This is a genomic window from Staphylococcus sp. MB377 (genome assembly GCF_001922505.1).
Lineage (GTDB): Bacteria > Bacillota > Bacilli > Staphylococcales > Staphylococcaceae > Staphylococcus > Staphylococcus haemolyticus.
In genome coordinates this window covers 421865-434326 of the sequence record NZ_MAON01000011.1, presented here as the reverse complement: position 1 = coordinate 434326, position 12462 = coordinate 421865, and the positions used below count along the sequence as shown (strand labels likewise).

The window sequence follows — 12462 nt, the reverse complement described above, 5'->3', positions numbered from 1 at the left end:
TAGATTCTTCTTAAAAGTGAACAACCTCTATGACAATCACATTTAAAATGAAAAGTGCTCCCCATTCTTTCTAACAAATTGACTTCATCACACTTGATTTAAATTAAAATGAATAGTTTGGTGATTCTTTTGTAATTTGTACGTTATGTGGATGGCTTTCTGCTAAACCAGCAGGGCCCATACGTGTGAATTGTGCTTCATCACGTAGTGTTTTTAAATCAGGTGAACCTGTATAACCCATACCAGCTCTTACGCCACCCATAAGTTGATAAATTGTATCTTGTAAAGGACCTTTATATGCAGTACGTCCTTCAATACCTTCAGGGACAAATTTTCTAGGCGTTTTGTCTTCTTGGAAGTAACGGTCGTTTGATCCTTTTTCCATAGCGCCTAAAGAACCCATACCACGGTAAACTTTATATTGTCTGCCTTGGAATACTTCAGTTGCGCCTGGGCTTTCTTCAGTACCAGCTAATAAGCTTCCTAACATTACTGCATGTCCACCAGCAGCTAATGCTTTAATAATGTCACCAGAGAATTTAATACCACCATCCGCTATGATTGCTTTACCAAATTTACGAGCTTCAGTAGCACAATCATAAATCGCAGTAATTTGAGGCACACCTACACCAGCTACGACACGTGTTGTACAAATTGATCCTGGTCCAATACCAACTTTAACGACGTCAGCACCAGCTTCAAACAATGCACGTGTAGCTTCAGCAGTGGCTACGTTACCAGCTACGATTGTAATCTCTGGATATTTTTCTTTCATTTTTTTAACTTCTTGAATAACGCCATTAGAGTGACCATGTGCTGTATCGATAATTAATGCATCTACGCCAGCTTCGACTAATTTTTGAGCACGAATTTCTGTATCTTTAGATGTACCGATAGCTGCAGCAGCTAGTAAACGTCCATGCGCATCTTTTGCTGCGTGAGGGAATTCAAGCACTTTTTCAATATCTTTAATTGTAATTAAACCTTCTAAACGACCATTTTCAACTAAAGGTAGTTTTTCAATTTTGTGTTCTTGAAGAATTGTTTCGGCTTCATCTAATGTAGTGCCTACAGGAGCTGTAATTAAGTTTTCTTTAGTCATAACGTCAGAAATTTTGATTGAAAAGTCTTCAATAAAACGTAAATCACGATTAGTTAGAATACCTACTAGCTCTCTTGATTCTTTATCACTAACAATTGGTACACCTGAAATACGATATTTACCCATTAAAGCTTCTGCTTCATACACACTTTCGTCTGGCGTTAAGTAGAATGGGTTTGTAATTACACCGTTTTCTGAGCGTTTAACTTTTTGAACTTCTTCAGCTTGCTCTTCGATGCCCATATTCTTATGAATGACACCTAGACCACCTTGACGTGCCATTGCGATTGCCATTTTAGACTCAGTTACTGTATCCATACCAGCTGATATAACTGGAATATTTAATTTAATTCGTTCTGATAATTCAACACTAAGATTAGCATCACTAGGTAACACATCTGATGCAGCTGGAATTAATAAAACATCGTCAAACGTTAAAGATTCTTTAGCAAACTTATTTTCCCACATTGATAATACAGCCTCCATTTTTAATATAGTTATTTCTATTATTTCACATTTTCTTCGCTTTGTTTATACTTTAGACCATTAAAAAAGAAATTAAGAATAATTGCTGAAATAGCACCTAGTACAATGCCATTTTGAGTTAGCCAAGCAAATTGCTCACCTAACGCTTTAAATGCTTGAGGTACTGCACTAATGCCTGTACCTAAACCTACGGATACTGCAATAATTAGTAAATTATTTTGATTTTTAAAATCAATATGTCCTAAAATGCTAACACCATAAGCCATAACCATACCAAACATTGCAATCATTGCACCGCCTAATACAGGTAATGGGATGATATTAGCTAATGCACCTAATTTAGGAATACAACCACATATTAAAAGTAAAATAACCATGCCGTAAATGACATTGTTTTTCTTAGCACCTGATAAAGATACTAGTCCAACATTTTGAGAGTATGCCGTATAAGGAAATGAGTTAAAAATTGATCCTAATACAATAGCAAGACCTTCCGCAGTGTAACCTTTACGAAAATCTTTTCTTTCCAACTTTTTACCAGTAATTTCACTTAGTGCATGATATACACCTGTCGATTCTATTAAACTTACGATGGCTACAATTGTAAATACAAGTATCGCACCTAAATCAAAACCAAAACCAGAAAAGCGAAATGGTTGAGGTATTCCTAACCAATGGGCTTCTCCCACTTGCTTAACATCTACTAAGCCAAGAACATTTGCCAATATTGTACCTGCAACTAGTCCGATTAAAATCGCAATGGATTTTAAGAACCCCTTCGTAAATCTTTGTAAAATAAGAATAATGACTAATGTAGCGCCTCCTAAAATTAAATTTTTAGGATTTCCATAGTCTTTAGCACCTTCTCCACCAGCTAAATAATTCATTGCTACTGGCATTAAATTAATTCCTATAATTGTAACCACACTTCCAGTTACGACAGGTGGAAAGAATTTAACTAAATAAGAGAAGAATGGTGCAATAATAACAACTAAAATACCTGATACAAACAATGAACCATATAGCACATCCAAGCCCTTCGTTTGACCGATTAAAATCATAGGTGCTACCGCAGTAAATGTACATCCTAGTACAATGGGTAATCCTGTACCTGTCACTTTGTTAGCTTGTAAAAATGTTGCTACACCACACATAAAAACATCCACTGTGACTAAATACGCAATTTGTTCCGGCGTAAATTTAAGACTGGTACCAACAATAATTGGTACTAATATCGCTCCGGCATACATTGCTAATAAGTGTTGTAAACTTAAAATGAACGTCTTCATTCATTTTCACCTAGTAGTGTCACTTGGTTTCCTTTTAATGAAGCCACTTTACATAATGAAGAAACGTTTAAACCTGCCTCTTCTAATCTTTGTCTACCATCTTGGAAACTCTTTTCAACAACAATACCAATACCAACCGTTTTAGCTTTAGCTTGTTGCGCAATATCATATAACCCAAGTGAAGCATCACCGTTGGCTAAGAAATCATCAATAATTAAAACCGTATCATTCTCATTTAGAAATTCTTCCGAAACAATAACCGTACTTGTTTTATTCTTTGTAAAAGAATGAATATCGGTACTATAAAAGCCATCTTTCAACGTACTTGGTTTAGCCTTTTTAGCAAATAAACAAGGAACATCAAAATGTAAAGATGCCATAATAGCTGGAGCAATACCTGAAGCCTCGATTGTCAAGATCTTTGTGACACCTTTATCTTTAAATTGCTCATAAAATGTTTTGCCTACTTCATGCATCAATTTTGCATCGATTTGATGATTTAAAAAACCATCCACTTTCAATATTTTTTCATCAATTACTACGCCATCTTTTTTGACTTTCTGTCTAAGCGATTCCACGTCAAAACCTCCTAAATTTGTATACAAAAAAAGCCTCAAACTTTGCGAAAAAGTTTCAGGATCCATGAGCGTACAGGCAATACATAGTATTTTGAAATTTCAAGAAGCCGTATATTTAAATATATTCTTCTTCAAACACTTTATAATTTTAAATTTGTTTTACCTCATAGGATGAAGTGGGTGTATATACAACCTCCAAAGCTAAACAACTTTTATATAGTATTCTAGATAGCTATTTAAATAAAACTTGCTCTTTTATGTATTGAGTCTGAACTCATAGTCATGTCGTTTGTGGCAACATGGTAGAAACTTCTAAAGCCATATTCTTTAGATTATATGAGTGATATAAATTATTTAACGATAATACCAAACTTTTGCTTTATTTTCAATATGATAGAAATTGTTACAAGCCCTTTCATAATAATATTTTCAAGTGTAAACGTTTAACTAAATATTGTTCATCACTATTTGTAAACCATTCTTAATTAATTATATAATAACTATAGTTGAGTTTTATAAATATTCTTAAGGGTATATTTTTATTAAAAGTAGGACGAAAAGATGGAGGGCGATTAATATGGCAGATTTTACCGTATTAGACAAGCAAGATGAGATTTATAACGTTATTAATAAGAAAAAAGCTGAAGGATACTCAGAAAATGAATTAGTCGTTTTAAGTAAAAGTAAATTACATTTAGATGATTTACATGATTCTCAAGTTACTTTAATTGCTACAAGTGGATCTTTTAGTGACCGTATGTCTAAATTATTAACTGGTGAGGATGGCGAAGAAGCCGTTTTAGCTCGTTATGAATTATCTGAAGAGCAAACAGAAAAATACAAAAAAGATATTTTAGATGGTAAATTTTTAGTAATTGCCAACAAAGATAACTCTTCACACGACGAAGTTGAGGAAAATAACTCAGCTTATGAAGAAATTGATATTACACATTATGCAAATGAATCTAAAGGTCCTAAATCATAATCAATATTCATTTTAAACTTTGAGACCGTGAAATGAACGTAGTTTTAAGTTCATTTTACGGTTTTTTTCAATCTCAATATCTTTTTAACAATGACGTCAAAATGTTTAAATATGCTATACTTAAACAAACTATCGTGGGGGTGACATAATGAATTTTCACGTAATTCAATCAATAAAAGATGAATATTATGACAAGGCAATCACTTTTTATAATCAACAATTAAATGTGAATTTCTATGAAGATAGCTATATTATTGAAAGATCCTTAAAAAATAATAAGACCAAAAATGATTACGCATTTCTTGTGGGCATACAAGATGATGAGATTATTAGTTTAGCAACGGCACATTATGAAGCAACAACAAATTCGGCATTTTTAATACATTTAATCGCCAATGATACACCAGATTATGAAGATGTCCTAATTAATACACTTAAAGAAATAGAACATCAATTAAATCAACTTTCTAATAAAGTTCATTCTCGTGATATTAATTTTGTAATGGTGGAAGTTCCTAAGACGGATCATCCATTAAAAGACATCAATCAACAAGCTTTAACTCAACGCCAACAATTATTATTATCAAACGGCTTTGAACGACAAAGTGAAATTGATTATATACATCCTAACTATTCAAAAATTGACTCGCCTTTTAAAGTAGACTTATTCATTAAATCAAATATAGAATTAACAAAAGATATCTATCCAGCAAGTGTTAAATCAAATTACATTTTAAAATATGTGTTTGCTAACGGCATTTCTCGAGATATTATTTATCCTTTATTAGTCAAAATGAATTTACGCCTACCCCATTAGGAACACTTGAAATGAGCGATATAAAGGGTTAAACTAATATTTGAGGTTAGACTGACGTTTCACTGACAGAAGACAAACGTCAGTGTACATAAATCAAAGAACGAAAGGACTTTCAGCTATGTTAACCAAAGAATTCGCTCAACGTGTCGAACTAAGTGAAAAACAAGTCCGTAAGATAGTCCAACACTTAGAAGAACGTGGCTATCAACTTAGTAAGACAGAATACCGTGGCCGTGAAGCTACTGACTTTAAAGAAGAAGATATCGAACTTTTCCAAGATATCGCTGAAAAAGTAAAACAAACGAATAGTTATGATTTAGCTTTTGAAGAGCTTGAAAAAGAAAAAGACTTCTTACAAGTGATTGTCAAAGAAGATAATGAACAACTACCTGCTGATCAAGGTGCTACACAATTGGTAGAAGAATTACGCACAGAAATTCAAAAAATGCGCGAAGAACGTCAAATGCTCGGTCAAATGATTAGCCAAGTTCACCAACAACAAACGGAATTAAAAGAACTTCAAAATCAAATCACTGAAAAATTAGATACTCACAATCAATCATTATTGGCTATTCAAAATTCACAAGAAGCCATCCAAACAGCTCAAAAAGAGCAATCTGAATACACTAAAAATAGTTTAGTTAAAGAAATTAATGATAATAATCAACAATCTATCGATACATTAAAAGAAGATATTAAAACACAATCTTCTCTTAATAGACCTAATGATGAGAATAAAGGTTTCTTTGCGAGATTATTTAATTTATAAAGATTTCAATTATTTAATGATTGGTAACAAGACCTATTTGTCGCAATACTAACTCTTTATACAAAGGTGAGACAGAATTCATTTTGAATTCATTGTCTCACCTTTTTTCGTTTCTATAATTAATATGATTAACGATTTAAATCTTTAAATTATTTTAATTCAATTAACTATTGTGTGTTTTCAAAAACTTATAATTTATACTTTCTATTCCAAGCTATTGAAATATAAAATAAATAGTATTATCCTTATTAAGTATGTCGGAATTAGAATATTCAAAGGAGACTAATTATGGGGACTTTTTTTACAGTTATTAATATTGTCGTTATGATATTGTTTTTAATTGGGTTATTCATAATGGCTAGAAAGCACGTCTCATTCCCTAAAAGAGTATTTACCGCATTAGGGTTGGGAATTGTGTTTGGTATAGCGTTACATCTTATTTATGGAGCAAACTCCAAAGTACTTGAAACAACTACTGACTGGTTTAGTATTGTGGGAGACGGCTATGTGGCTTTGTTACAAATGATTGTAATGCCACTTATATTCATTTCAATTGTGTCAGCATTCAGTAAAATACAAATTGGTGACAAATTCGCTAAAATTGGTACTTATATTTTTATGTTTTTAATTGGTACTGTAGCTATTGCTGCTATAGTAGGAATTTTTTATGCCATTGTATTTGGACTTGATGCCTCAAGCATTGATTTAGGTAGTGCAGAAAACTCAAGAGGAAGCGAAATTAGTAGCCAAGCTAAAGATCTGACTGCTAATACGTTACCACAGCAAATTCTTGAATTATTACCTAGCAATCCATTCTTAGATTTCACTGGTCAGAGAACAACTTCTACAATTGCAGTGGTTATCTTTGCAATCTTTGTAGGATTTGCATATTTACGTGTTGCTCGCAAACAACCAGAAAGTGGTAGTTTGTTAAAATGCGGTATCGATGCTATATACGCATTAGTAATGTCTATCGTTACATTCGTTTTAAGACTAACACCATATGGTATCATCGCGATTATGGCATCTACAATCGCTACGAGTGATTTTCAAGCGATATGGACATTAGGTAAATTTATGATTGCATCTTATGCAGCATTAATCACAATGTACATTATCCATTTAATATTATTAGCAGTAATGGGAATCAATCCAGTGCGTTACGTTAAGAAAACTTTAGAAGTGCTTATATTTGCATTTACTTCTCGCTCAAGCGCTGGTGCATTACCTTTAAACATTCAAACTCAAACACAACGATTAGGTGTACCAGATGGTATCGCTAATTTCTCAGCATCATTCGGCTTATCAATAGGTCAAAATGGTTGTGCGGGAATTTATCCTGCTATGTTAGCCATTATGGTAGCACCAGTTGCAAATGTAGATATTGATTTACCATTTATTCTTACATTAATTGGCGTTGTTATAATCAGTTCATTTGGTGTAGCTGGTGTCGGCGGTGGTGCAACTTTCGCATCTATCTTAGTATTATCAACTTTAAATCTACCAGTTGCACTTGCAGGGGTACTTATTTCAATAGAACCAATTATCGATATGGGACGTACTGCCCTTAACGTTAATGATTCAATATTAGCAGGTACTGGAACTGCAAAACTTACAGGTAATATGGATAAAGATAAATTCAATTCAAATGAATATGGAGATTTATCAACAAATTAATATTTAAAAAAAGCGTAGCTAAAACATTACAATGTTTATTTCGAACAATTGTAACCATTAGCTACGCTTTTTTATTAATAGCTTATTTTTTCATTAACCCAGATTTATTTAGCTCTTCCAACATATCTAAACGTGTTTTACCACTTAAGAACCCAGCAACTTGTTGTGACCATGTTTCTTGACGCTTTCCATTCGTACGTTCTTTATAATACTCACTGATTTTCTCATCATATTTCTGAATAGCTTCTCTTTGTTCTTTAGCATTGCTATTATAAACGTTTTTATGGAATACATGCTCAAACGGTAAACGTGGCTTAGGTGCACCATTTTCATCATCTGCTGGCTCGCCAACAGCCATTCCAAATAATGGAAAAGCATATTCAGGTAAATCTAAAATTTCTTTGACACGCGCAACATCATTTCGTAGTGAACCTAAGTAAACAGTACCATAACCCATATCCTCAGCAGCTAAAGCAACATTTTCAGAAACTAATGCCACATCAATAGCCCCTACCAATAATCCTTCTGCCGATTCAAAAGACGTTTGCATATCAAAGTCTACATTTTCATTTATTAAATTATGACGATAATAATCTAAAACAAATACAAATAAATAGCCATTATCGACAACATATGGCTGTCCTGAAACTTCTTTCAATTGTTTTTTAATTTCAGGATTATCTACACCTATAATTGAGTATGTTTGTAAGTAACTTGACGTTGATGCGCTTTGCCCTGCTTCTACTAACTTTTGAACTGTTTCATCACTTAGTGCTTTATCTTTAAATTGTCTCACTGAGTGGTGTTTTTTCATCAAATCGTAAACATAGTCTGACATGGTATCTTCTCCTTCAAGTCTATTTATTACATCGTAACAATTTATATTTCATTTTGCTTTTATAAAGGTTTAACTATCTTCCGTAAAACATTTGCATGATAATAATTTTATAGTTATCATAATAGCAACAATTTTCAGATATTTAAGGAGAGATATCATGAGTCAAGCAAACAAAGAAGTATCAAATGCCTTATTTCAAGCATACATTTCAAAAGAACCTATCGAATTTGTAAGCAAAACATATAATCTAACTGAACCAGAAGCTTACAAAACACAAGATGATCTTATCCATCAAATTCAAGCCGAGAAGAATGTACCTATTAAAGGTTATAAAGTTAGTATGACGAGTGCTGCAACTCAAGCAATTGCTAACACTAATGAACCAGCATACGGTACTATTTTATCTCATCAAGTCGTAGAAAACGGTCATGGTGTATCTCTTACAACGTTATTTGCACCACTATTGGAGCCTGAAATTATTTTCGAATTAACTGCGGATTTACCTGAAGATGCTGATACACAAACGATATTAGAAAGCGTAAAAGTCTCACCAGGCATCGAAATTCCCGATGCACGTTATAAAGATTGGTTCCCAAATTTCACTTTAGGTGATTTAATTTCTGATAATACAGCTACTGGACTTATTGTGGTTGGTGAACGTATCACACCTCTTGATTACGAGGCATTTGCTGATATTAATTTAAAGTTATTCAAGGATGATAACCAAATTGAAACGGGTCACTCTAGTGAAGTGCTTGGCAACCCAATTGAATCAGTAAAATGGTTAAACAAAAAATTACATTCTCATGGTAAATCATTAAAAAGAGGACAATTTATTTCATCTGGAACCTTCATTTCTCCTTTAAATTTAGAAGAAGGTACTTATACTGCTGACTATGATAGAGTAGGATCTGTCACAGTTAAAGTTATTGATTAACTGACTATTTAAGTTATAAAGAACTAACCCATACATTAGCCATTGTTGAACGGGATATGAAATCCTCATCATTAATGTTGATTTCTATTCCGTCTTTTTAATTATTCATATTATTTATTATCAAAAACATATGTTTAGTTGAGAATGGAAAAAGTTAATTGATATTCATAAGCACTTTTAAAATAACATTTTCAAAATAAACACTAAAACTTAAACACATATTTACTTTCTCAATATATGATTCAAAAAACCTATTTGAACAATGTTAAATCAACATTTCAATAGTTATAAGTGCATTAAGTTGACGAATAGGAAATAGCATGTAATAATAATATTTAAGAAATTAGAATTATTATAAACAAGCAATAATTATTATGTAGTTCTAATTAATATTCATGATAATCAGGAGGAATTTAAGTTATGTCATTAATCAATAAAGAAATTCTACCATTCACAGCGCAAGCTTATGATCCTAAAAAAGACGAATTCAAAGAAGTAAGCCAAGATGATTTAAAAGGTTCTTGGAGCGTAGTATGTTTCTACCCAGCTGACTTCTCATTCGTATGCCCAACCGAATTAGAAGATTTACAAAACCAATATGATAAATTACAAGACTTAGGTGTAAATGTATTCTCAGTATCAACTGATACTCATTTCGTACACAAAGCTTGGCATGATCATTCAGATGCAATCAGTAAAATCCAATATCAAATGATCGGTGACCCTTCTCAAACAATCACTCGTAATTTTGATGTCTTAGATGAAGAAGCTGGTTTAGCTCAACGTGGTACTTTCATCATTGATCCAGACGGCGTTGTTCAAGCAGCTGAAATTAATGCAGATGGTATTGGCCGTGACGCAAGCACATTAGTAAATAAAATCAAAGCCGCTCAATATGTACGTCAACATCCAGGTGAAGTATGCCCAGCTAAATGGGAAGAAGGTTCTGAATCATTACAACCAGGATTAGACTTAGTAGGTAAAATTTAAGGAGGCATTAAAGAATGCTTAATGCTGATTTAAAACAACAATTACAACAACTTTTAGGACTAATGGAAGGCGATGTAGAATTCAGAGCTAGTATCGGTTCTGACGACAAATCTAAAGAACTTAAAGAACTTTTAGATGAAATCGCTGAAATGTCTGAACATATAACAATCGTAGAAAAAGAATCAAAACGTACACCAAGCTTCTCAGTCAGCAAACCTGATGAAGAAGTTGGCGTAACGTTTGCCGGAATTCCATTAGGTCATGAATTTAATTCTCTTGTATTAGCAATTTTACAAGTAAGTGGTCGTGCACCTAAAGAGAAACAATCAATTATTGATCAAATTAAAGGATTAGAAGGTAAATACAACTTTGAAACCTACGTTAGTTTGACATGTCAAAAATGTCCTGACGTTGTTCAAGCATTAAATCTAATGAGTGTTGTTAACCCTAATATCACTCATACAATGATTGATGGTTCTGTATTCCGTGAAGAATCAGAAGATATCATGGCTGTCCCAGCTGTATTCTTAGATGGTGAAGAATTTGGCAATGGACGTATGACTATTTCAGATATCTTAACTAAATTAGGCAGTACACAAGATGCTTCTGAATTTGAAGGTAAAGATCCATATGATGTTTTAATCATCGGTGGTGGTCCAGCTAGTGGTAGTGCCGCAATTTATACAGCTCGTAAAGGACTACGTACAGGTATTATTGCTGACCGTATTGGTGGTCAAGTTAATGATACTGCTGGCATCGAGAACTTTATCACTGTAAAAGAAACAACAGGTTCTCAATTCTCAGCTAATTTAGCTGCTCATATTGAAGAATATGATATTGATACAATGACAGGCATCCGTGCTACTAATATCGAGAAGACAGACCAAGCTATTCGTGTCACACTTGAAAATAATGCAGTTTTAGAAACTAAAACCGCTATTATTTCAACAGGTGCAAGCTGGCGTAAACTTAACATTCCTGGTGAAGATCGTTTAATCAATAAAGGTGTTGCTTTCTGCCCTCACTGTGATGGTCCTTTATTTGAAAACAAAGACGTTGCAGTTATCGGCGGAGGAAACTCTGGTGTTGAAGCTGCTATCGACTTAGCAGGAATTGTTAAACATGTTACTTTATTTGAATATTCATCAGAACTTAAAGCAGACACTGTATTACAAGATCGTTTACGTTCACTATCAAACGTAGATATCCACACTAATGCACGAACTGCTGAAGTATTAGGTGAAGATCATGTAACTGGTATTAGTTACGAAGATTTAAATTCTGGCGAAATGAAAGAATTAAGTTTAGATGGTATCTTCGTTCAAATCGGACTAGTTCCAAATACAAGTTGGATTGGTGATGCAGTAGAACTAAATAACCGTGGCGAAGTTGTTATTGACCGTAATAACAATACAAACGTTCCAGGTATATTTGCTGCTGGTGACGTTACCGATCAGAAAAATAAACAAATTATTATTTCTATGGGTGCAGGTGCCAATGCGGCATTAAATGCATTTGATTATATCATTAGAAATTAATAATCTTTTTAGGATATGTTAGAAGTTTATTTACTTCACATTTATCCATATTAAACACTTAACCTATCAAATATCTTCATATAAAGCAGAGACGTTTTTTACAAGCGTCTCTGTTTTTTTGTAACTTTCACTTTATCTTTGCTAATCTATGTTTGTACAGTTGGAGGTCACTGTATGTCACGAATCTCTTTCCCTAATTTCAGAAGAACAATTGAGTAATTTGAAGCTACTTGTAAATCCATCATCTCATTACAGTAAAGTCTATACGCTACTTCAATTCGCTTCACAATCCGAAACATTAACACAACTTTACAATGAGATGAGCCAATCTGAAAGAATTTATATTAGTATTTTTTTTAAAAATAGTGAATCACTTATACTAATTAATAAGAGAAAATTAAAAAAGTTACCTATGACCCATAAAATCCTAGATAATCTTTTAGCCGATTTACAAAC

Annotated in this window: 10 protein-coding genes, 1 pseudogene and 1 riboswitch; of the genes and pseudogenes, 7 read left to right on the top strand and 4 right to left on the bottom strand. The window is 33.0% G+C overall.

Annotated features, from left to right (window positions below; all coding sequences use genetic code 11):
• Nucleotides 1-103 precede the first annotated feature (103 nt).
• Genes guaB through xpt form a run of 3 tightly spaced genes read right to left on the bottom strand, consistent with a single transcriptional unit; the run spans nt 104 to nt 3455 of the window.
• Nucleotides 104-1570 carry an IMP dehydrogenase gene (gene guaB / locus BB045_RS04120; RefSeq protein WP_075140509.1) on the bottom strand — a complete coding sequence of 489 codons (1467 nt, stop codon included), beginning with the start codon at nt 1568-1570 and terminating at the stop codon, nt 104-106.
• 38 nt (nt 1571-1608) lie between these two features.
• The gene (pbuX, locus tag BB045_RS04115) at nt 1609-2877 is read right to left on the bottom strand and encodes a xanthine permease PbuX (RefSeq protein ID WP_016931192.1); all 1269 of its coding nucleotides are present in this window, start codon (nt 2875-2877) and stop codon (nt 1609-1611) included.
• Nucleotides 2874-3455 carry a xanthine phosphoribosyltransferase gene (gene xpt, locus BB045_RS04110; protein WP_053026836.1) on the bottom strand — a complete coding sequence of 194 codons (582 nt, stop codon included), beginning with the start codon at nt 3453-3455 and terminating at the stop codon, nt 2874-2876. Before xpt ends, pbuX begins: the two co-directional genes overlap by 4 nt.
• A 257-nt stretch (nt 3456-3712) precedes the next feature.
• A riboswitch (purine riboswitch) is annotated at nt 3713-3815 on the bottom strand.
• A 217-nt stretch (nt 3816-4032) separates the two neighbouring features.
• On the opposite strand from xpt, the gene BB045_RS04105 reads away from it, so the two are divergent.
• From BB045_RS04105 to BB045_RS04090, 4 genes and pseudogenes are all read left to right on the top strand, one after another.
• Nucleotides 4033-4440 (top strand): general stress protein, encoded by a 408-nt coding sequence (locus BB045_RS04105; protein WP_075140508.1) that lies wholly within the window; start codon nt 4033-4035, stop codon nt 4438-4440.
• A 148-nt stretch (nt 4441-4588) separates the two neighbouring features.
• Nucleotides 4589-5257 (top strand): hypothetical protein, encoded by a 669-nt coding sequence (locus tag BB045_RS04100; RefSeq protein ID WP_075140507.1) that lies wholly within the window; start codon nt 4589-4591, stop codon nt 5255-5257.
• A 118-nt stretch (nt 5258-5375) separates the two neighbouring features.
• Nucleotides 5376-5874 (top strand): annotated as a pseudogene (locus BB045_RS04095) (DNA-binding protein); the annotation flags it as partial.
• 440 nt (nt 5875-6314) lie between these two features.
• Nucleotides 6315-7703, top strand: a complete 1389-nt coding sequence (locus BB045_RS04090) for an L-cystine transporter (RefSeq protein ID WP_075140506.1) — start codon at nt 6315-6317, stop codon at nt 7701-7703.
• An 82-nt stretch (nt 7704-7785) separates the two neighbouring features.
• On the opposite strand, the gene nfsA is transcribed toward BB045_RS04090, so the two are convergent.
• Entirely contained in the window at nt 7786-8541 is a 756-nt protein-coding gene (nfsA, locus tag BB045_RS04085; protein ID WP_075140505.1) for an oxygen-insensitive NADPH nitroreductase, read from the bottom strand.
• 157 nt (nt 8542-8698) lie between these two features.
• Here nfsA and BB045_RS04080 point away from each other — a divergent pair, with 157 nt between their 5' ends.
• The 3 genes from BB045_RS04080 (at nt 8699) to ahpF (ending at nt 12006) form a co-directional block, all read left to right on the top strand.
• The gene (locus BB045_RS04080) at nt 8699-9478 is read left to right on the top strand and encodes a 2-keto-4-pentenoate hydratase (protein ID WP_075140504.1); all 780 of its coding nucleotides are present in this window, start codon (nt 8699-8701) and stop codon (nt 9476-9478) included.
• A 420-nt stretch (nt 9479-9898) separates the two neighbouring features.
• Nucleotides 9899-10468, top strand: coding sequence for an alkyl hydroperoxide reductase subunit C (gene ahpC, locus BB045_RS04075; RefSeq protein WP_037538531.1), 570 nt, complete (start codon nt 9899-9901; stop codon nt 10466-10468).
• A gap of 14 nt (nt 10469-10482) precedes the next feature.
• A complete protein-coding gene (ahpF, locus tag BB045_RS04070) occupies nt 10483-12006 on the top strand; it encodes an alkyl hydroperoxide reductase subunit F (protein WP_075140503.1) in 1524 nt (507 codons plus the stop codon).
• Nucleotides 12007-12462: the final 456 nt, after the last annotated feature.

Bases quoted from the DNA above. Each gene is read 5' to 3' on its own strand.
- guaB (WP_075140509.1), bottom strand. From the start codon at position 1,570: ATGTGGGAAAATAAGTTTGCTAAAGAATCTTTAACGTTTGACGATGTT.
- BB045_RS04080 (WP_075140504.1), top strand. From the start codon at position 8,699: ATGAGTCAAGCAAACAAAGAAGTATCAAATGCCTTATTTCAAGCATAC.
- ahpC (WP_037538531.1), top strand. From the start codon at position 9,899: ATGTCATTAATCAATAAAGAAATTCTACCATTCACAGCGCAAGCTTAT.
- BB045_RS04105 (WP_075140508.1), top strand. From the start codon at position 4,033: ATGGCAGATTTTACCGTATTAGACAAGCAAGATGAGATTTATAACGTT.
- nfsA (WP_075140505.1), bottom strand. From the start codon at position 8,541: ATGTCAGACTATGTTTACGATTTGATGAAAAAACACCACTCAGTGAGA.
- ahpF (WP_075140503.1), top strand. From the start codon at position 10,483: ATGCTTAATGCTGATTTAAAACAACAATTACAACAACTTTTAGGACTA.
- pbuX (WP_016931192.1), bottom strand. From the start codon at position 2,877: ATGAAGACGTTCATTTTAAGTTTACAACACTTATTAGCAATGTATGCC.
- BB045_RS04090 (WP_075140506.1), top strand. From the start codon at position 6,315: ATGGGGACTTTTTTTACAGTTATTAATATTGTCGTTATGATATTGTTT.
- BB045_RS04100 (WP_075140507.1), top strand. From the start codon at position 4,589: ATGAATTTTCACGTAATTCAATCAATAAAAGATGAATATTATGACAAG.